The following is a 22001-nucleotide window of genomic DNA, read 5'->3' on the forward strand; positions in this document are numbered from 1 at the left end:
TTTTTTTAACTAGAAGATATTACGTAGCTATGAGTTCTTTGCCACTGGCGAATTCCGAATGAAGACTCGTATATTGTAAGTACTGAGTTTAATTTCTGTTAAGGTTTAGTACTTTGTAAAGCTAGATTTGAATAAGCGTTCTGCCCTCATCCCCAACTTCCTTCTCCCGAGGCTTCGGGAGGGGGACCAGGGGCACACGCGCCAGGATAAGCTGAAAAGCCCCATCAGGGGCAGACAGTTGGGAGCCCCCGACTTGCGTCGGGAGATTCAGAATTTTTTTCAAGCTCCCTGGCAGCGCCTGTTAAACAGGTTGCCCCGCTGGGGCTAACCAAATTGTCAACCGGAGACGGTTAACCTACTTATCCCGGTGCGTAGAAGGGCCGGGGTGAGGGTAAAGAGTTCTGCTGATTTAATTTAGTACGGGTCGTTTTCAATAATTTCAATAAAAAAAGAGGTGTAAACAACTATGGACATTATGGAATCGGGTGGATCCTGGAGTTCAGGATATCTTCTCTCTAAATTAGAAGAAGCTATTGCCTGGGCAAGGAAATATTCCATCTTTCAATACCCCTTTGTAACGGCCTGTTGCGGTATGGAGTATATGGCAACAGCCTGTTCCCATTATGATATTGACCGGTTTGGGGCCGGGTTACCCAGGTTTTCACCCCGTCAGGCAGATGTACTTTTTGTGGTGGGTACCATCAGCCACAAGCTGGCTCCAGTACTTAAAAAAGTCTATGACCAGATGTGCGAACCTAAATGGGTCGTTGCTTTTGGCGTATGTACCTGTACGGGAGGTTTTTACGATAACTATGCGACGGTTCAAGGGATCGATACCATTATTCCGGTGGACATCTACATACCGGGTTGCCCGCCACGTCCCGAAACCGTCCTGGATGGTCTCATGAAACTCCAGGAAAAAATCCAAAAACAAAAACAACTGGTTTAATAGGGAAAACACCATGAGTGACGAAAGCCTTACCCTTCAGCTCCTGAAAGAGCAATTCCCGGATAAAATTATAGAAACCCATTCTTATCGTGGGGATGATACGGCCATTGTAAAGAAGGAAGCCATTCTGGAAGTTCTAAAATTCCTTAAAGAAGATGCCCGGTTGAAATATAATTTTTTGATGGATCTGGCCGGAGTGGATTATTTGACCTATAAAAAGGACCCTCGGTTTGAGGTGGTGTATCATCTTTACTCGTTGGAGTATAACCGACGTGTACGGATCAAAGCTCCGGTTGATGAAGATGATCCGGTAATTGATTCTGCAACCCCGCTATGGGAGGCTGCTAACTGGTATGAGCGCGAAGTTTGGGATATGTTTGGAATTAAATTTAGGGGCCACCCCAACCTCAAACGGTTGTTGATGTATGAAGAGTTTGTCGGACATCCTCTCAGAAAGGATTATCCCATAAACAAACGCCAACCCCTTATAGGACCAAAGATTTAAGTCCTGAAGGTTGAGTACCGGGTGCTGAGAGAAAAGCTTCACTGAGTACTCCCTACTCAATCCTCAGGACTCAGGACTTATAGGTGTGTCAGATCTGAGTAAAGAACTTAAGACAAAACATATGTTTTTAAACATGGGTCCCTCGCATCCGGCCATGCATGGGATTATCCGTATCATATTGGAACTGGACGGGGAGACGGTGGTCAATTCCGAGGTAGAGATCGGATACCTCCACCGGTGCTTTGAGAAACATGCAGAAAACAGTACCTACAACCAGGTAATTCCTTATACGGACCGGTTAAATTATGTGTCTCCACTGATTAATAATGTAGGCTACGCCCTGGCGGTGGAGAAACTTCTGGGAATAGAGGTCCCCGAGCGATGTAAATATATCCGGGTTATCATGAGTGAGATTTCCCGGATTACAGATCACCTGACCTGTATCGGAGCCTCTGCCATGGAGTTGGGTGCCTTTACGGCCTTTCTTTATATGATCAAAGCCCGGGAGCTCCTCTATGAGCTTATCGAAGCGGTGACCGGAGCTCGATTGACCATTTCGTACACCCGGGTAGGTGGCGTAAAGGCAGACCTGCCGGAAGGATTTGCCCAAAGGACGAAACAGGCCTTTGCAAAGGTCCGGGAAATCCTGGATGAGGTCGACAAGCTTCTCACACGGAACCGCATTTTTATGGACCGAATGAAAGGAGTGGGTGTCATTTCCAAAGAAGATGCCATCAGTTATGGGTTTACAGGCCCTCTCCTTCGAGCCTTGGGGGTGGAGTATGATGTACGAAAAGCCAATCCTTATTTGGTTTACGACAGGCTAGACTTTAAAATTCCCCTGGGTTCCAACGGGGATAATTACGACCGGTACCTGGTTCGCATGGCAGAAATGGAACAAAGTATGCGAATTGTAGAGCAGGCTTTGGAACAGATACCTTCAGGACCTATCAACGTGGATCACCGGGGGGAGATTTTGATACAACCAGCGGATATGGTCGATCGAGCCAAATTGGGACAAACTAAAGATCTCCTTATTACGGAGATTTCCCTTTCACCCAATTTGGAAGGATCCGAGGAAAAGGTCTATCCGGCCATTAATGCCAACGAAAAACGGGTTGTCTTACCTCCCAAGGAAGAAACCTACGGCAATATCGAAGGACTCATGAATCACTTCATGTTGATTATGGATGGGTGGGGAATCCGACCCCCCAAAGGGGAAGTTTATTTCCCTGTGGAAGGAGCCAATGGAGAGTTGGGGTTTTATATCATCAGTGATGGAACCGATAAACCGTACCGCGTACGGGTCCGACCTCCGTGTTTTCAATTAACCGCAGCCCTCCCTAAGATGATCAATGGCGGCATGGTTGCCGATATTATTCCCACGTTCGGGTCTATTAACATGATTGGAGGAGAATTGGATCGATGAGCTTGTTAGAGATTTCTACCGAAGATAAATCCGTAAAACCCTCTATTTCGTTTTCCCCGGAGGCTAAAGCCAAATTTGAAAAGATCTTGACCCTCTATCCACCGGGTACGCAAGCGCCTTTACTTCCGGTACTCCATCTGGCTCAGGAGGAGTTTGGCTATCTTTCTCTGGAGGTTCAAGAATACGTTGCAAAGCTGATGAATCTGCCGGTTACAACCGTCCATGAAGTTGTATCCTTTTATACCCTCTTTAAAAAGGAGCCTACCGGAAAGTATTGGATCCAGGTCTGTACCAATCTTTCTTGTAACCTGAGGGGTTGTGAGAAAATCGTCGATTACATCTCCAGAAAGCTGGGAATTCAGGTCGGACAGACCACGCCTGACAAGAAATTTACTTTGACCACCGTAGAATGTTTATGTGCCTGTGAAATGGCTCCTATGATGCAGATCAACGAAGACTACTATGGCTATCTTACAGAAGCCAGGGTTGATGAAATTTTGGATAACTTGAGGTAGGTCAAACGCCTCGTTTGACATTTGAGACCGGAGACTTGAAACGAGAGACCGGAAGCTCGATTTTCCAGCCTCTCGCCTCAAGTTTCCTGCCTCTCAGGGATGGCTGAACTGGTTTTAACTAAAAACTTTGGGGTTCCGGATTTTCACAAGATCGAGGGGTACATCCGGTGCGGTGGTTACGAGGGTTTGAAAAAAACACTGGAAGAATTTACACCGGATCAGGTGATTGAAGAAGTAAAAAAATCCAACCTGCGCGGACTGGGAGGAGCCGGTTTCTCAACCGGAATGAAGTGGAGTTTTGTTCCCAAGGATTCTCCAAAGCCCAAGTATTTGGTGATTAATGCCGATGAAGGGGAACCGGGAACCTTTAAAGATCGATACCTCCTTGAAAAAGCCCCCCATATGCTTATCGAAGGAGCCGTCATTGCTGCTTACGCCGTGGGAATCCATACGGCCTACGTGTATATTCGGGGAGAATACGTAAAGCCCGCGAAAATTCTCCAAAATGCCATTGAAGAAGCCTATGCACATGGATTTTTGGGGAAAAATATTCTGGGAAAAGGGTTCGATCTGGACCTGATCATCCATCGAGGTGCAGGGGCCTATATCTGTGGAGAGGAAACCGGATTACTGGAATCCCTGGAAGGAAAGAAAGGGTGGCCCAGACTTAAACCCCCCTTTCCGGCTATTGTTGGACTTTTTAAATGCCCCACCGTCGTGAACAATGTAGAAACCCTTTCCCAATTACCCCATATCATGAAAAATGGGGCAGCCTGGTTTGCCAATATCTGCCAGGGAGCTCCCAAATGCGGTGGAACCCGAATCTTTAGTGTAAGCGGCCATGTCAACAGACCCGGGATTTATGAATTACCTCTGACCGTGACCCTGCGGGAAATTATCTACGACCATGCCGGGGGAATTCCAGGTGGAAAAAAACTCAAAGCCGTTATACCGGGAGGTTCTTCCGCACCGGTATTAACCGCCGATGAAATCGATGTGAAAATGGATTTTGATTCCCTCATGGCCGCAAAAACCATGGGGGGATCGGGGGGCGTAATCGTCATGGATGAAGATACCTGTATGGTCAAGGCGCTCTATGTCCTTGCTAAATTCTATGCCCATGAATCCTGCGGTCAGTGTACCCCCTGTCGGGAGGGAACCGGCTGGATTGCTAAGATTTTACACCGACTGGTCCACGGGGAAGGCCGTCCTGGAGATCCAGACACCCTTAAATCAGTAGCCGATAATATCGCAGGTAATACCATCTGCCCCTTCGGAGATGGGGCAGCCTGGCCGGTTCAAAGTTTTGTGAAAAAGTTCCGAAGCGAGTTCGAATACCACGCCAAGGAAAGAAAGTGTGATATTTTAAAGACATAACCCACGAAGAACCGGAAGGGTCCATCGGCAGAAAGACTTTTTTCCCCTGCCTGCTTCTTCAGGTTCCTCGGGGTTCATGTTCTCTTATGCCCACATTAACCATTGACGGAAAAGAAATCACTGTTGAAAAGGGAACAACGATTATCCAGGCAGCCGAAAAACTGGGAATCGAAATTCCTCGCTATTGTTACCATCCGGGACTCAGTATAGCCGGAAACTGTCGGATGTGCCTGGTGGAGATTGAAAAGTCCCCTAAACTCCAGATCTCCTGTTATACCCAGGCTGCGGATGGAATGGTCGTTCATACGACCAGTGAGAAGGTGAAAGCGGCCAGGCGGGCTATCCTGGAATTTTTATTGATTAATCACCCGGTAGATTGTCCCGTTTGCGATCAGGCCGGTGAATGCTGGCTTCAAATTTATTATATGGAACACGGATTGTATAACTCCCGGTTCATGGAAAATAAAGTTCGTAAACACTTCAAAGCCACCCCGATCGGACCCTGGGTTAATCTGGATTCAGAACGCTGTATCCTCTGTTCCCGCTGCGTCCGATTTACCAGTGAAATAACCAAAACCTATGAGCTGGCCCTGGTGAACCGGGGAGATCACTCGGAAATTACCATATTCCCGGGTAAAGAGTTGAACAATAAATACTCCGGAAACGTAGTAGATATTTGTCCAGTCGGAGCCTTAACCGATCGAGATTTTCGGTTCCAGTGCCGGGTCTGGTATCTGGATAAACAGGAATCCATCTGCCCCGGATGTAGTCGGGGCTGCAACATTGAAATCCACTATAACGTTCAACGCGCCCACCACGCCGGAGGACGTAGAGTTTTAAGAATAAAACCACGTTTTAACCCCGAGGTCAATAAATGGTGGATCTGCGATGAAGGACGCTATGGCTACAAATTTATAGATGATAAAAGCCGGATTCAAATGCCTTATCTGCAAGAAGGAGAAGTTCTGGTGGAAACAGATTGGAAAGTAGTACTGGATAAGGTGGCTTCAACCCTTCGGTCGATTCTTACCACCTACGGAACCGAAAGTATTGGGGTTATCGCATCTCCTCAGTTAACCAACGAAGATCTCTACCTCATCCGAAAGCTCTTTGTGGAAGACCTCAGACTCCCCCACGTGGATTTTAAGGTTCCTGTGAAAGAGAAAGGGTACGAAGATGATTTTCTGATCAAAGCCGACAAGAACCCTAACACCCGGGGGGCTGAAGAGCTTGGGTTGGGAGCCAGAGAAGGCTCTTTGAATGTGGAAAATATGCTGGAAGCAGCCGGTACGGGCAGACTCAAGGCTTTGTATGTCTTCGGACAGGATCTAACCAACTTCTTTGGAGAAGAAAAAATTAAAGAGATCGCTTCTCGCCTGGAGTTACTGGTTTTCCAGGGAAGTAATCTGAATCCAACCGGACAATACGCCCATGTCATCCTACCCTCCGCTACCTATGCGGAGAAAGATGGTACATTTACCAACTTTGAAGGTCGGGTTCAACGGATCTACAAAGCCGTGGAACCTTTAGGAGAATCCTTACCGGATTGGGAAATCATCATTAAACTGGCCAGGTTGATGGGATTTTCTTATCCTTATCAATCCGCCCGGGAAATCTTCGAAGAAATCGCAACGGTGATTCCTGCTTTTAACGGGTTGAGTTATAAGGTAATCGGCAGTCAGGGTGCAAAGCTCGCAACAGTCTGAGGGTATGGGAGTGTGGAAGTGTGGGAGTAGAGAAGTATGGGGGTATGGGAGTGTGGAAGTGTGGAAAGTAAAGTATTTATTTTGTACTTCAACACCCCATACTCCCACACCCTTGGTTAGATAGAAATGGATTTAGCTATTGAAGTCATTAAGGTTGTCGTTGTTCTCTTCGGAGTCTTGAACCTGGCAGGGTTATTGACCTGGGTGGAGCGCAAACAGAGTGCGGTCATGCAAGACCGGATTGGGGCCAATCGTGCATCCATTCTGGGGATTAGAGCTTTTGGACTTTTTCATCCCCTGGCAGATGCGGCTAAATTGATCCTTAAAGAGGATTTTATACCGGAAGGTGGTAACAAAGTTTTACACACCTTGGCTCCCTTTGCGTCGCTGTTCTTTGCCCTGCTCGCGTTCGCAGCAATTCCATTTGGTAATGTGCTGATCCTGGATGGAAAGGAAATTAACCTGCAAATCGCCAATCTGAATGTGGGGATCCTTTACATTTTTGCCATGATGTCCATGGGAGTTTACGGAGTTGTTTTAGCCGGATGGTCTTCCAACAATAAATATTCCCTTCTGGGAGGACTACGAGCTTCCTCACAAATGATATCCTATGAAATCACCATGGGTGTTTCCATCATGGGAATTATCATGGTCTATAATTCCCTGGATCTCCAGGAAATTGTCCGAAGACAAGGCGAGCTTCTTTGGGGTTTTATCCCCAAATGGGGGGTCATTACACAACCTCTGGCGTGTCTGCTGTTCATGACTGCCATCATTGCAGAAACCAAGCGGATTCCCTTTGATCTTCCAGAGGGAGAGTCGGAAATTATCGGTTACTTCACCGAATATAGTGGGATGAAATTTGGGATGTTCTTCATGACTGATTTTGTCGAAACGGTCCTGGCAGCGGCCTTGATGACCACTCTGTTTTTTGGTGGATGGCAAATTCCCTATGTCCATGGAAATAGCCTGACTATCGTTATTTTACAGGTTCTGGCTTTTACGTTAAAAGTGATCTTCTTCTGCTGGTTCTTCATGCTCATTCGGTGGACCCTTCCAAGGTTCCGATACGATCAATTAATGAAACTCGGGTGGAAGATGATGCTTCCCCTTTCCCTGGCCAATATCTTCGTCACAGGATTGGTAATCCTGTTATGGAACTAAAAAGAGGTCTTAAAAAATTTTAATTTTCTTTAGGAAGAGGTATTAAAAATTGGCAATCTGGTTGCACAGATGAAAATTTCAAGAATATCCTGGAGATCTTGTTTCATTATCAAACATATTTCCGATGAAACCAAGGAATCCTGGGATTCAGAGATGGGTGAAGGCACCCCTGTTGAGTAGGTTATAAATTTCTATGAGGAAAGAAGAATTGACTTTTTGGGAGCAACTTTATATCCCGCAAATTTATGAAGGTTTGAAGGTTACGGCCCGTCATTTCTTTAAAAACATGAAAGGCCATATCGCCCGTTTGTTAGGAAGGCCTGTAAAGGATGATGAAACCGTCACCATCCAGTATCCTGAAGAACGTCGACCCCTATCTCCTCGACTTCGGAGTTTACATCGTCTGGTAAAACGGGCAGATGGAACCCCACGTTGTGTTGCCTGTATGATGTGTGAAACCATTTGTCCGGCCCGATGCATTTATATTGTCGCTGCTGAGCATCCGAATCCTGATATCGAGAAGCGACCTGCCCGCTTCGATATCGACCTGGGCAAGTGCATCTTTTGTGGCTACTGTGTCGAAGCCTGTCCAGAAGATGCCATTCGGATGGATACAGGAATACTGGAATTTGCGGCCTATACCCGTCAAGACATGATCTATACCATGGAAAGATTGCTGGCCCATGAACCTATGAAAATAACCTCACAAGGTTAACGACTTTAGTTGAGTAGGAAGAAGTCCTAAAAGAAAGTTCCCGGCTTTTTAAAAAAGAGGGGTTACTAAATTTTATGCATCCAACACAAAGTCTTTTGGGTTTCATTTTTTTCTGCCTTCTATTGGCAGTTTCCATAGGAATCTTTTCCTATCTTCTCTATCGGCGTTATGATTTAATGCGCCGGGCACAACCCGAGAATCGTTTCGATGAAATAAGCCGAAGAATCAAAGAAACCCTTATTTACGTTTTCGGACAGAAGCGTCTTTTCAAAGGGAAGTATTTCCTGGCGGGGGTTCTCCACGCCCTTATTTTCTGGGGATTTTTGGTTGTATCCATCCATACGATCCATATGATAGGAGGCGGTTTCGTGCAAGGATTTCATTTGCCTTATTTGAGTCCCCAGACCCGATTGGGAGCTTCTTACGCTTTTGTGCGGGATATCTTTGAGGTTTTGGTTTTGGTCATGGTTCTGGCGGCTGCCTATCGTCGGGCGGTACTCCGTCCCCCGCGAATTACCCGGTCCTGGGATGCCGTCTTGATATTGACCCTGATCGGAACTCTCATGGTAACCGATTTCATCCTCCATGGGGCTGAAACGGCTTTACAGGGTTATGAAAATACCAGATCTCCCGTTGGAGCCGTTCTGGCCAGCTTTTTTAATGGATGGAGATTACAGGAAACTACCCTTCAAGTTTTACAGGGAACTGCCTGGTGGCTTCATCTGGGAGTTCTCCTCTTCTTCCTGGATTATCTGCCCCTTTCTAAACATTTCCATGTCATTACCTCCTTACCCAATGTGTTTTTTAGAAATTTCCACAAGAACGCTCTCAAACCCCTTGACCTTGAAAACGCAGAGACTTTTGGGATCCACAAACTTGAGGACCTTACCTGGAAAAATATCCTGGATATTTACACCTGTACAGAATGTGGCCGTTGTCAGGATGCCTGCCCGGCCCACTTTACGGGAAAACCTTTGAATCCCAAGAAGATCAATGAGGATCTGCGCGAGTACATTTACCAAAAGGATTCTCTGGGGACCTGGAATCGGAGGAACGGAGGGGAAGAAGAGTTAGAACTCCCCTTGGCCGGGGGAGTGATTCATGAAGATGTTCTCTGGGCCTGTACAACCTGCGGGGCCTGTGAGGAACAATGCCCTCTTTTTATCGAGTTTATCGACCGCATTGTGGGGATGCGTCGCCATCTGGTTCTCATGGAGAGTCGATTCCCGGAAGAGACAAAAACTACCTTTAGAAATATGGAAAACACCGGTAATCCCTGGGGTTTAAGTCCGGACTCCCGGGCAGACTGGGCAAAGGAATTGGGAGTTAAACAGCTATCCGAGGAGGAAGAGGTAGAAATTTTGTATTGGATAGGTTGTGCCGGAGCCTTTGAAGATCGAAACAAGAAGGTAGCGCGCTCGGTGGTTCAGTTACTCAAAAAGGCCGGGGTGAAGTTTGGCATCCTGGGGAATGAAGAGGGTTGCACTGGGGAATCGGCCCGTCGAATTGGAAATGAATATCTGTTTCAGATGCTGGCCCGATCCAATATTGAAACTTTAAACCGATACAAGGTCAAGAAAATATTGACGCATTGCCCCCACTGTTTTAATACTATAAGAAACGAATACCCTCAATTCGGAGGAAATTATGAGGTCGTCCACCATACGCAGTTTATAGCCGATTTGATTCAACAAGGGAGACTCAAACCTACGAAGGCGTTGGAAAAAACCGTGACTTATCACGATTCATGTTATCTGGGAAGGCATAATGGCATTTATGAAGCCCCTCGAAAAATTTTACAGGCAATCCCTGGAGCTAAAATGGTGGAATTGCCGCGGAACAGGAAAAACAGTTTTTGCTGTGGAGCGGGAGGAGGTCGTATGTGGATGGAAGAGAACCAGGGAACCCGGGTTAACCTGGCCCGGATAGAAGAAGTGGTAGAATCTAAAGCAGAAGTACTCGGAACCGCCTGTCCTTTCTGCCTTATCATGTTGGGGGATGGGGTCAGACAAATTGGAAAAGAAGAGTCCCTGAAAACCGTTGACCTGGTTCAGTTATTGAGTGAATCCATAGAAATGGATTAAGAAAATCTCTACTCCCGGTCAGATACTCTTTTTCGTGAAGGGGAGGTAAGGGATTTCTCCTAAGGTTCAGGTGGGAGGTTTAAGGCTTTTAAAAATCCCACGTAAGGTACCGACTAAGAGCTAAGAGGCTTAGAAGGTAAAGAGGTAGATAACGGATCCAAGATCGCGAAATGGGAAGAAGTAGATCTTTGTTCCGTAATCTCCGGATTTAGGTTGAAAAGGAGAATCATTATGCGAGCAACTATGAGATTACAGGTCGGTGATGAAGCACCGGACTTTACCCTTCCGGCCACGGGTGAAACTGCCGGAAAAGGTCAAGAGCGAAAGAATATCAGTCTGAAGGATTATCGAGGGAAGAAAAACGTACTCCTGGCTTTTGTTCCTGCGGCCTTTACAAAGGTTTGAAGTGCCCAGATGCCTGCTTACGAGGAAGATCTGGCCGAGTTTAGCAGGTATGACACCCAGGTACTGGGTATCAGCACGGATAATGTACCTTCCCTGGAGAATTGGGCGAAAAGCATGGGTGGGTTATCTTATCCACTTCTGAGCGACTTCTGGCCCCATGGTCAGGTTGCCCTTAAATATGGAATCTTAAGGGAAGAGGGGATATGTGAGAGAGCCCTGTTTGTCATTGACAAGCAAGGAATTATTCGATATATCGATATCCACCCCATCGGGGACCAGCCGGATAATGCTGAAATTTTCGAGGTGTTGAAAAAACTCTAGTCGGAAGTATACCCGGGCAGGTCCCCCTTTGAATTTTAAACTCCTTACGTGGGATAAATCTTTTTACCGATAGTTTAAACCAGACCGGGTGAATTCGGGGGGAAGGGGGGTGGAAAAGGATTTTTCTGAAAAGGGATTCCCCCGCAAATAGTCGAGGACTAAAAGTTCTTGATTCTTAATCGGTATTCTCGTATATTATCAATAGGAAAGCGTTATACGATGATTCCTATCATCAGCGAATAAAATTCGCCGGAACTCGGTTTAATGAGTTATTAAATAAAAAAGGGTCTCTGCGTGACAATGGGTTAAAAATTTATAAGGAGGTTCCGATGTTCGACAGATTTACAGAGCGAGCACGTAAAGTGATTATTTTAGCCAGAGATGAGGCCAGTCGTCTTAAACATGATAGTTTAGACTGTGAGCATCTCTTGCTAGGCCTTATTCGAGAAGGGGGAGGGATTGCCATAGCAGCCCTGCAAAAACTAGGTGTAGACCCCGATCGGCTGCGACAGGAAATCGAAAGCCGATTGGTCAGGGGTAAAGAAGCACCCTCGCTCAGTGAAATACCCTTTACGCCTGCTGCTAAGAAAGTATTAGAGCTTTCAATAGAGGCTTCTCGTCAACTAGGCCACAATTATATCGGTACAGAGCATTTGTTATTAGGGCTCGAAAAGGAGCGAAATAGCCTGGCTGCTAAGGTCCTCAGGGATTTTGGGATAACTGAGGAGAAACTAAAAAGACAGATTTTATGGCTTTTAGGAACTCCTCAAGAAACTACAAAAGAACAAGAAGAATTTAAAGTACTTAAACATTTCAGTGTAGATCTTACGCAGTTGGCCCGAGAAGGTAAAATTGATCCGGTCATTGGGCGGGATGACGAAACGGAACGAGTCATCCAGATCCTGAGCCGGCGAACGAAAAATAATCCTATTTTATTAGGAGAACCCGGAGTCGGTAAAACGGCTATTGTGGAAGGACTGGCTCAGAGAATCGTCAATGGAACGGTACCGGAAATTCTCCTCAACAAGCATGTGATCACCTTAGACCTGGCTGCTCTGGTTGCAGGAACTAAGTATCGAGGTCAGTTTGAGGAACGGCTAAAAGCCGTTATGAAAGAAATCAAAAGCTCTGACCGGATTATTATGTTCATCGATGAGATTCATACCTTGGTCGGAGCCGGTGCCGCCGAGGGTTCCATTGATGCTTCCAATATGCTAAAACCCTCCTTATCTCGAGGGGAAATCCAGTGTATTGGGGCTACAACTCTGGATGAATACCGTAAGTATATCGAAAAAGATGGAGCTCTGGCACGACGTTTCCAGACGGTGATTGTAAATCCTCCGAAGGCGGAAGAAACCATCAGTATTTTGAAAGGCCTACGGGAAAAATATGAAAGCTTCCATCGGGTCAAGATCCCCGATGAAGTTATTAAGACGGCGGTTCGACTGTCCGAACAGTATATAACCGATAGATTTTTCCCGGATAAGGCGATTGATGTGATCGATGAAGCCAGTTCCAGACGGAAACTTCATGGTTACATGTACCCACCTAGCTTTAAGGAGCTCGAGGAAGAGATTCAACAGGTGAATATGCAGAAAGAGAGCGCGGTCCTGGAACAAGATTTTGAGAAAGCGGCAGAGCTAAGGGATAAAGAACGTCAGCTACGGGCTAAGTTGGAAACCATGAAGGTGAACTGGCGGGAAAATCGAGAGAAAATCACCCCTGTTGTTACAGAAGAAGATGTAGCCCATGTGGTTTCCAAGTGGACCGGAATCCCGCTTTATAAACTGGAAGAGACCGAAACCGAGCGACTCCTGCATATGGAAGAAGAGCTTCATAAGCGCGTGGTGGGACAGGATGAAGCCATTAAAGCAATCGCCAAGGCCATTCGACGCTCCCGTACCGGACTCAAAAATCCAAAACGACCGGTTGGCTCCTTTATATTTCTCGGACCTACAGGGGTAGGAAAAACTGAATTGAGTAAAGCCTTAGCTGAATTCCTCTTCGGCAGTGAAGCGGCTTTGATCCGAATCGACATGTCGGAGTACATGGAAAAGTTCTCGGTATCCCGATTGGTTGGAGCCCCTCCGGGTTACATCGGATACGATGAAGGCGGGCAGCTCACAGAGAAGGTTCGGCGTAGACCTTACTCGGTTATCTTGCTGGATGAAATCGAGAAAGCGCACCCGGATGTCTTCAATATCCTGCTCCAGGTTTTAGAAGATGGTCAGTTGACCGATAGTATCGGACATGTTGTAGATTTCAAAAATACGGTCATCATCATGACTTCTAACGTGGGAGCGCGAATGATCGAAAAGCGGACTTCTTTAGGGTTCCATCAGCAGGATGAAGAGGTGACCTATGAAAAGATGAAAGAGCTGGTGACCTCGGAGTTAAAAAAGGTCTTTAACCCGGAATTCCTGAACCGAATCGACGAGGTAATCACCTTCCATACCTTACAAAAAGAGCATATTAATCAAATCGTGGATATTATGATCGGCCAGGTTAATGCCCAACTTGCGAAGAAGGGAATTACGCTGGTGCTTGAACCTGAGGCAAAAGAATGGCTGGCCAATAAAGGATACAATCCAAGCTATGGAGCACGACCTTTACGGCGCGTGATCCAAAAGTATGTGGAAGATGCCTTGGCCGAAGAAGTCTTAAAAGGTCGATTTAAAGAAGAGACGGTTGTTCGCGTGGTTGTGGAAGAGGAAAATAAGCTTGGATTTATCGAAGAACCTTCTAAAACCGAGGAAAAATTGGAAGTTATCGAAAAGGGAATCTAAAAGACCGTTGTTAAATACCATCTCCTATAATAGGGGCGGGCTTAAACCCGCCCCTATTACGTTTAACGGATTCTTGAACCTATTTTTTTACTTTACTAAAATCGATGTGAGCAGGGATACTCATATTGAGCTTAGTAAAGTAGAGGCCATTCAAAATAATGAGAAACGTCATTATTATCGGATCCGGCCCAGCGGGACTCACAGCAGCTATTTATACCGCCAGAGCTAATTTGAACCCCCTTGTTTTTGAAGGATATGGAGCGGGAGGCCAACTGATGTTAACCACCATGGTGGAAAATTTTCCGGGGTTTCCTGAAGGTATTTTAGGCCCCCAGTTGATGGAAGATATGCGCAAGCAAGCAGAACGGTTCGGCGCAGAGTTGATTCGGAAAGATGTGACCGGGGTAGACCTCTCTCAAAGACCTTTTAAAATCCAGGTGGAAGAAAACACCTACGAAACTAAATCCCTGATCATCGCCTCAGGGGCTTCCGCAAAGCTATTGGGACTTGAATCGGAAAAGAAGTTGATGGGACGAGGGGTTACAACCTGTGCAACCTGTGACGGTTTTTTCTATCGAGGTCAAGAGGTGGCCGTTGTAGGTGGCGGAGATTCCGCCATGGAGGAAGCAATCTTTCTTACAAAATTTGCAACCAAAGTGACCGTTATCCACCGACGAGATAAACTACGAGCCTCTAAAATCATGCAGGAAAAGGCGTTTAAAAATCCAAAAATCGAATTCATGTGGAACTCGGTTGTAGAAAAGGTCCTCGACGAAAACCTGGGTAAGGTTACCGGCGCTTTGATCAGAAACGTTAAAACGGGAGAATTGACCGAGAAAAAATTTTCAGGTCTCTTTGTAGCCATCGGACATACTCCCAATACCCAATTATTCGCCGGGCAATTGGAACTGGATGAGCAGGGATATATCATCACCCGAAATGGAACCCATACCAGTGTCCCCGGCGTCTTTGCTGCCGGAGATGTCCAGGACCACGTTTATAGACAAGCCATTACAGCCGCTGGAAGTGGGTGTATGGCAGCCATGGATGTGGAAAAATTCCTGGAACACTCCGAACCTTAAATCCAACAGGAAAATAGCTTTTCCGGCTTCGGACTCCCGGCTGAAGCCGGGTTATTCCCTGTAAGTCCGAATTGCCTTTATCGAAGAAAGCGATTATATTGTCATTATAGGCTTCATGATAGGTTATTCACTTAAAAATTGAAAAAGGAGGAGGATAGTCTATGATAACCGTAACAGACGCAGCCGCATCTAAAATCAAGAGTCTTCTGGAACAGCAAGGTAAACCGGGATACGGATTAAGGATGCGGGTTGTGGGCGGTGGATGTTCAGGATTGCAATATCAGTTAAACTTTGAGGAAAAAGCCAATGCAACGGATAGGGTTCTCGAAACAAAGGGGATTAAAATCTTCATCGATATGAAAAGCTCGCTTTATCTGGTTGGATCGGAGTTGGACTATGTAGATGGACTTATGGGAGCTGGGTTTAAAATTAATAATCCCAATGCCAAATCCACCTGCGGTTGTGGAGAATCTTTTCAGGCTTAAAACTCTGTAGGGCTCAGCCACAAAGACACGAAGACCCCCGGGTTGAAAGTCGAAGGGGAGAGCATAGTTGCCGGGAGCCTTTCTCTTCAGGGAGAAAGGTACGTGTCTTTGTAGCTGAGTGGCCGGGTTTTTAGAAAATTTTCTTGCCTTTCTACTCCTACCTCTGATAATAATACCTTTAATATCGTCATCTTAGTTTCACAGATTTTAATTTTAGTAGTCTTTGGATTCCGAAAAACCGTACGCGGAGTATGGGAGATACGACCCTATTACAAATCGCCCTGGACTGTACCACCATCCAGGAAGCTCTTGAAATTTCCCGGCAGGTCGAGAATTATGTGGATATTTTAGAAGTAGGAACTCCTCTCTTAAAATCGGAAGGGCGAAGTGCCATTGTGCACCTTCGAAATCAATTTCCGAATAAGCCGATCTTTGCAGACACCAAAACCATGGATATGGGAGACTTAGAGGCCCGCATTGTATTTGAAGCAGGTGCCGATATTATGAGCGTGTGCGGAGTCGCTTCCATAGAGACCATCGAAGCGGCTATAGATCAGGCCAGATTGTTGAACAAACAAATTCTTATTGACCTGATTGGGGTTCATGATAAACTCCAGTGTGTAGAACGCCTTCGATGGACGAAGCCCAACTTCATCGGCATACAAACCGGAATCGACGAGCAGAGGAAGGGTAAGTTTCCCTATCAGGATCTAGAAATTATCTCTCAGGCCGTTTCTTTCCCCCTTGTTGTGGCCGGAGGTATTAGCCTGGATGACATTCCTTACCTTATGATGTTTCGTCCTGCCATTATTGTGGTTGGAGGATTTATAACAAGGGCTAAAGATCTAAAAGCAGCCGCAGAAACCATTAAGGAGGCGATCTGCAAGGGATAAATCCTTAAGAATCGAAGCAGGCTTTCCGGGACCTCCTCGAACCTCCAGGGGTAAGTTTCTTAACTTTCAGGGGTAGGTTTTCTGAACCTAGCCCCTCCGACTCTCCTTCCCTATAAGGGAAGGGGAGAGCGGGGTATACGCGCCAGGTTAAGACGCCCCTACCCGGTCCCTCCCCCGTTTCCCAAGGGAGGGACCTTCCCTTCAAAGTTCCTTCCCCTGCAAACCTAAGGTAGGGGCGCAAGGCCTTGCGCCCGTACAACGTCGCGTCTGACATTTAGGAGACCCTCCTCATAGATCTCACCCTTATCCTGGCGCGTATGGGAAAGTGGGGACCCGGATGATTTCGGCGAGGGTAGAAGCGCCAGGATAAGCTGAAAAGCCCCGGTCAAGGGGCGAACAGGGGGTGGCTCCCAACTTATCCCGGCCTGTAGGTTCTTCCCCCCACTTACCAGGGAAGGGACTTTGGGAGGAAGTCCCCCCTCCCTTGCCATAGCGGGAAGGGGACCGGATCTGATGGGATTATCTCGGTGCTTGAGGTTGTCTACCGGCCGGAGGTTGACTACCCGTAGGAGGCTGGCTGCTGGCAGGGTACTGTCCACCAGTAGGAGATTGACCACCGGTAGGGGAAGATCGGGAGGTTCCTGCAGAGACGGTGATATATCTTTTTTCGGTTTCGCTAAACCGGGCTTCGACGACCTGGACATTATTTCTAAATATGACGATACCGGGGGTTTTATTTAATTCTTGCTGAATTTGATTTCCTATCTCAATGGCCAGATTGGAAGCTTCTGCATCGGTAGTCTGGGGTAAAACATTAATTCCTATCAGGGTAGCCTTATCCAAATCTTCATTTCTGAAGGAGACAATTTGCGGATGAGTCGACAAGAGGGTCGCCCGTAGGGTAATAGCTTTCTGCTCTTCAGGGGAGAGTCCGGATCTTTCGGTGGTTTCTTGTCTTAACCGGGTCAACATCTCTTCTTTGGTGGCGGGTTTAGGAATCCGGGGTACTTGGGGTGCCGGGATCTGAAGAGCTTCCAAGTCTCTTCGAATCCACTGCCGGACCTCTGCCTGGCGGGGGCCTCCCAACTCTAAATAGGTGCGGTAAAGTTCGATGGCTTTTGCCTTATCCTTTATCACTTCATCCATAAGAATGGCCATATTTAAATAAGCATCGGCATTGCGAGGGTCTAATTTTAAGATTTTAGTATATTCTGCCATGGCTTCCCGGGTCTGCCCGTTTCTGTAATACCAGTTTCCTAAAGCCAGATGGGCCCGATCGTAAGTATCCAGACCCCCATTGGAATTTACAATGCCAATGGTCAGATTATGCAACCGATCCAGGGTAAAATAGGTCGATAAAGGAGGAATGGTAGAAATCTCCAACCGATAAACTCCCGGTTTTAAAATATGGGGAGAGTCCCCGATGGCAGCGTCCAAAAGTTTCACATCGGTCAGATTTTCGAAGACTTGATAGATGGAGTAACGGAGTCGACCTGTTTTTTGGGCAAGGCGGATCAAGTCTTCTTGCGTATGGGTATGGGTATTTAAAAAGTCTCCGTGACCCCGGACAGCTATACAGCTCAATCCGCGCACAGCATCTTCCGAAGGAGGATTAATTCCGATAACATGGATAACCTGCCCTGTTCTGGCCTGGTCTACTCTCTCAAAGGTTACTGCGCAGGTATCGGTCTGTCCTATATCACAGGTTTCTTGTCCATCGGATAAAACAAATACGACTTTCCCTCCATTCAGGTTTTGAAAGTCTTTGATGGAATCCCGGATAGAGTAAAAAAGGGGAGTCAATCCCTTCGGTTGAATGCCTGGAAGGGTTTCCAATATTTTAGATCCGTTTCCTTTTTCAAAGGGGACCAGAAGGGTCGTATCCAGGCAATTGTTATCGTATTGACCCCCGTTTACGCGCAGGGCGAACCGGGTGTGCTTGGGGAGATGCTCAACAAGGGTGGTTATCAGATGTTTGGCAACATCAAGTTTTGTCCGACCCTGTAAGTCCATTTCAGACATAGTTTTGGAAGCATCCAGAATAATCTCTACATTAAGGACTTCTTCATAGGTAAGATGGGTAGCAACCGGTTTAATGTTTTCATCCAATTTTACAATATTAACCTGGGAAATTTCGGGCTCAGGCCTTGTTTTAGTAGAGACCTGGGTTTTCAAAAAGGCATCCAGGGCAAAAACTGGAGATCCTGAGGCAAAACTTAACAGCACCATCCAGAAGCAAACTGCTTTAATGGACTGATTAAACGTTTTCATAGGGGTCCTCACAGGTTAATCTACGGGTTTCTGTCGTCAAGGGAGTTCACTTAAAGTCATATCTCCCTTGCTACAGAGGTTTTCGGGCTTTGGAGTAGGTCATTTTTCGCTAAGTATCAGAAATTTTATAGTTTGTCAAGAGCAAAACGTAAAAGATAATGTCAAATTCTGGTTTTCTGTTGGAGGGTTCGGGGGAGGAAGTTTTACGTTTAAAACATTGACAAAAAGAGACTCAACTATTATATTAAGGTTGTAATCATATTAATTGTCAAAAGTTTTAGGGTAGGGAAGGTTTTGGATCTAATACTTCCATTTCATGACCTAAACAGTTTTCCACCGAGTAAAAACGGGGAAGGAGGTTATTCATGGCTAGCAGTAGCAAAGTTATAGGAATCGATTTAGGAACGACGAACTCCGTAGTGGCTATTATGGAAGGTGGCGAGCCTACGGTTATCGTTAATCAGGAAGGGAGCCGGTTAACCCCATCGGTAGTAGCTTTTACAAAAGATGGTGAGCGGTTGGTAGGAAGGATTGCAAAGAATCAGGCCATTACAAACCCTGAAAATACGATCTTCTCTATCAAACGGTTCATGGGACGGCGGTACGAAGAAGTAACGGAAGAAATTAAAATGGTCCCTTATAAAGTGGTGAGAGCTCCCAACGGGGATGCCCGGGTTGAAATTATGGGTAAGCAGTATTCCCCACCGGAGATTTCTGCCATGATCTTGCAGAAACTGAAACAGGCGGCAGAAGATTATCTGGGACAAAAGGTTACTCAAGCAGTTATCACCGTGCCGGCTTATTTCAATGATAGTCAACGACAGGCGACCAAAGATGCCGGTAAAATTGCAGGTCTTGATGTCCTTCGGATTGTCAACGAGCCTACCGCGGCAGCTTTAGCCTATGGACTTGATAAAAAGAAAGATGAGACCATCGCCGTCTTCGATTTTGGAGGAGGAACCTTTGATATCTCCATTCTGGAGGTTGGAGAAGGGGTAGTCGAAGTAAAGTCTACCAATGGAGATACCCATTTGGGTGGAGATGACCTGGATCAAAGGATTATCAACTGGTTGGTCAGCGAATTCAAAAAAGATTACGGCATTGACCTGAGTAAAGATCGAATGGCTTTACAACGGCTTAAGGAAGCTGCAGAAAAGGCCAAGATGGATCTCTCCACGGTTATGGAAACGGAGATTAATCTTCCTTTCATTACAGCAGATGCTTCAGGTCCCAAACATCTTAATATGAAGTTGACCCGAGCTAAATTTGAGCAGATGGTCGCAGATCTGCTGGAGAGAACCTTAGAACCTACCCGACGGGCTTTGAAGGATGCCGGCCTTGCACCCAGTGATATCGATGAAGTGGTTCTTGTGGGAGGATCTACGCGAATTCCAAAGATCCAGGAAATGGTGAGACAATTCTTTGGAAAAGAACCTCATAAAGGGGTTAACCCGGATGAAGTGGTGGCGGTGGGTGCTGCTATTCAGGCAGGAGTTCTTGTCGGAGAAGTTAAAGACCTTCTCCTCCTGGATGTTACTCCGCTCTCTCTGGGGATTGAGACCCTGGGTGGTGTGACCACAAGGCTCATCGAGCGGAATACAACCATTCCAACCCGAAAAAGCGAGATTTTTACAACGGCGGCGGATAATCAAACCAGTGTAGAAATCCATGTGGTTCAGGGCGAACGAGAAATGGCACGGGATAATAGAACTCTTGCTAGGTTCCATCTGGTAGGAATACCTCCGGCTCCTAGAGGAGTCCCCCAAATTGAGGTGACCTTTGATATCGATGCCAACGGTATCGTTAATGTCTCGGCCAAGGATTTAGCTACCGGTAAACAACAGCAGATTACCATTACTTCTTCCAGCGGCTTAACCGACGAGGAAATCAAGAGAATGATAAAAGATGCCGAGGCCCATGCCGAGGAAGACAGGAGAAAACGGGAAGAGGTAGAAGTTCGAAACCAGACAGACTCCCTCATTTACAGTACCGAAAGACTCCTTAATGAAAACCGGGCCAAACTTTCGGAAAGTGATATCAGACCCATTGAAGATGCACTGGCAGAAGCTAAAAGGGCCTTAGAATCCGGTGACGTTTCACGTATGCGGCAGGCCAAGGATAATCTGACCCGGGCTTCTCATCGTCTCGCAGAAGCCATGTATCGGCAGGCTGGTGGACAGCAAACCGGTGGATATACCCAAAGTGGACCCGGCCCAGGTGGAGCAACCGGTGGATCTAAAGGTGGCGATAACGTAGTGGATGCGGAGTTCGAAGATATTAAGTAAGTAATGCTCGAAGCCGATTCAGATTTTTTCGGTCTGACTCGGCTTCTTTTTTTTTGTCCTTGGGAGTCTCCAAAATCTTAGGAACCTCTTTGAAACGTTCATCTTTCAGGAAGCATCGAAAGGCTTCCAGTCCTAAACACCCTTCTCCAATATGCTCGTGCCGATCCACCCGGCAACCCAGCCCTTTTTTAGAATCGTTGACATGGATGGCTTTGACTCGGGATAAACCCACCATCCCATCCAACTCCTGTAAAATTCTCTGATAACCCTGTTCGGTGCGAATATCATAGCCGGCTGCCAGAAGATGACAGGTATCCAGACAAACCCCAAACCGGGGCTTCTCTTCCACCTGTTCCAAAATCTCGGCGAGATGCTCAAACCGATAACCCAAATTAGTTCCCTGCCCCGCCGTATTTTCCAACAAAATCATCACCCGAGATCCCGGGGTTTTCTCCAAAGCCCAATTTAAAGATTCTGCAATGCGTCTGATTCCCTCTGACTCTCCGGCTCCCACATGGGACCCGGGATGCATGACCAGATAAGGAATATCCAACTGATCACATCGCTTCAATTCAATAAGAAAAGCTTCTCGAGACTTCTGAAGAAGCTCCAGGTCCGGAGAACCCAGATTAATCAAGTAGGAATCATGGGCCACCACCGGGCTAATCCCGGTTTCTTTTTGGGCCTCCTTAAACTTTAAGATCTCCTCCTCGGTTAGATCTTTAACTTTCCATTGATTGGAATTCTTCGTAAAAATCTGAATCGTCGTACATCCCACTTCTTTTCCCCGCAGAAAGGCCTTATAAAGCCCTTCGGATATCGACATATGCGCACCGAGTAACTCACTCACCCTGGAGTCCCTCCTCCCATAGATCCACCCTTAGAAACCGAATCGGAGTCTGAACCCAAAGTACTCCGAACCCTTCAGGGCCGGATCCCCTCCCCTTGAGAAAGATTATTTCACTTTACTAAACTTAACATCCACAAAACAGATAAGCAAATCCAGTTTTTAATCTTCCACAAAAAATT

General features: G+C 46.5%; 16 protein-coding genes and 1 pseudogene. 15 read left to right on the forward strand and 2 right to left on the reverse strand.

Features of this window, described 5'->3' with window-relative positions; genetic code table 11:
- The first annotated feature begins 466 nt into the window (after positions 1-466).
- The 14 genes and pseudogenes from nuoB to hxlA all read left to right on the forward strand — a co-directional run bounded on the left by nuoB (position 467) and on the right by hxlA (position 16416).
- Positions 467-928: pseudogene (gene nuoB / locus VNM22_15045) on the forward strand (NADH-quinone oxidoreductase subunit NuoB).
- Between the two features lie 34 nt (positions 929-962).
- On the forward strand, positions 963-1454 hold the full coding sequence (locus VNM22_15050) for an NADH-quinone oxidoreductase subunit C (protein ID HWP48480.1): 492 nt from the start codon (positions 963-965) through the stop codon (positions 1452-1454).
- An 85-nt stretch (positions 1455-1539) separates the two neighbouring features.
- Complete coding sequence (locus VNM22_15055) at positions 1540-2883, forward strand: NADH-quinone oxidoreductase subunit D (GenBank protein ID HWP48481.1); 1344 nt, start codon at positions 1540-1542, stop codon at positions 2881-2883.
- Positions 2880-3398, forward strand: a complete 519-nt coding sequence (locus tag VNM22_15060) for an NAD(P)H-dependent oxidoreductase subunit E (protein HWP48482.1) — start codon at positions 2880-2882, stop codon at positions 3396-3398. The genes VNM22_15055 and VNM22_15060 overlap by 4 nt, the downstream gene beginning before the upstream one ends.
- 99 nt (positions 3399-3497) lie before the next feature.
- Positions 3498-4775: an NADH-quinone oxidoreductase subunit NuoF gene (nuoF, locus tag VNM22_15065; GenBank protein HWP48483.1), complete on the forward strand. Its 1278-nt coding sequence runs from the start codon at positions 3498-3500 to the stop codon at positions 4773-4775.
- Positions 4776-4861: 86 nt separating this feature from the next.
- Positions 4862-6481 (forward strand): molybdopterin-dependent oxidoreductase, encoded by a 1620-nt coding sequence (locus tag VNM22_15070; protein ID HWP48484.1) that lies wholly within the window; start codon positions 4862-4864, stop codon positions 6479-6481.
- A 126-nt stretch (positions 6482-6607) separates the two neighbouring features.
- Entirely contained in the window at positions 6608-7645 is a 1038-nt protein-coding gene (gene nuoH / locus VNM22_15075) for an NADH-quinone oxidoreductase subunit NuoH (protein HWP48485.1), read from the forward strand.
- Positions 7646-7838: 193 nt separating this feature from the next.
- Positions 7839-8360 (forward strand): NADH-quinone oxidoreductase subunit I, encoded by a 522-nt coding sequence (locus tag VNM22_15080; GenBank protein HWP48486.1) that lies wholly within the window; start codon positions 7839-7841, stop codon positions 8358-8360.
- A 74-nt stretch (positions 8361-8434) separates the two neighbouring features.
- Positions 8435-10444, forward strand: a complete 2010-nt coding sequence (locus VNM22_15085; protein HWP48487.1) for a (Fe-S)-binding protein — start codon at positions 8435-8437, stop codon at positions 10442-10444.
- A 243-nt stretch (positions 10445-10687) separates the two neighbouring features.
- Entirely contained in the window at positions 10688-11170 is a 483-nt protein-coding gene (locus VNM22_15090) for a peroxiredoxin (protein HWP48488.1), read from the forward strand.
- A gap of 329 nt (positions 11171-11499) precedes the next feature.
- On the forward strand, positions 11500-13956 hold the full coding sequence (locus tag VNM22_15095) for an ATP-dependent Clp protease ATP-binding subunit (GenBank protein HWP48489.1): 2457 nt from the start codon (positions 11500-11502) through the stop codon (positions 13954-13956).
- Positions 13957-14114: 158 nt separating this feature from the next.
- A complete protein-coding gene (gene trxB, locus VNM22_15100; protein ID HWP48490.1) occupies positions 14115-15038 on the forward strand; it encodes a thioredoxin-disulfide reductase in 924 nt (307 codons plus the stop codon).
- A 161-nt stretch (positions 15039-15199) separates the two neighbouring features.
- Positions 15200-15523 (forward strand): iron-sulfur cluster insertion protein ErpA, encoded by a 324-nt coding sequence (gene erpA / locus VNM22_15105; protein ID HWP48491.1) that lies wholly within the window; start codon positions 15200-15202, stop codon positions 15521-15523.
- 251 nt (positions 15524-15774) lie between these two features.
- Positions 15775-16416, forward strand: a complete 642-nt coding sequence (gene hxlA / locus VNM22_15110) for a 3-hexulose-6-phosphate synthase (protein ID HWP48492.1) — start codon at positions 15775-15777, stop codon at positions 16414-16416.
- A 519-nt stretch (positions 16417-16935) separates the two neighbouring features.
- Here the strand turns inward: hxlA and VNM22_15115 are convergent.
- Positions 16936-18687, reverse strand: coding sequence for a tetratricopeptide repeat protein (locus VNM22_15115; GenBank protein ID HWP48493.1), 1752 nt, complete (start codon positions 18685-18687; stop codon positions 16936-16938).
- Positions 18688-19052: 365 nt separating this feature from the next.
- Between VNM22_15115 and dnaK the strand changes: the two genes are divergently transcribed.
- Entirely contained in the window at positions 19053-20972 is a 1920-nt protein-coding gene (dnaK, locus tag VNM22_15120; GenBank protein ID HWP48494.1) for a molecular chaperone DnaK, read from the forward strand.
- Here dnaK and nfo read toward each other — a convergent pair.
- The gene (gene nfo / locus VNM22_15125; protein HWP48495.1) at positions 20965-21822 is read right to left on the reverse strand and encodes a deoxyribonuclease IV; all 858 of its coding nucleotides are present in this window, start codon (positions 21820-21822) and stop codon (positions 20965-20967) included. The genes dnaK and nfo overlap by 8 nt on opposite strands.
- Between the last annotated feature and the right edge of the window lie 179 nt (positions 21823-22001).

Source organism: Candidatus Limnocylindrales bacterium, from assembly GCA_035559535.1.
Classification (GTDB): Bacteria; Moduliflexota; Moduliflexia; order Moduliflexales; family JAUQPW01; genus JAUQPW01.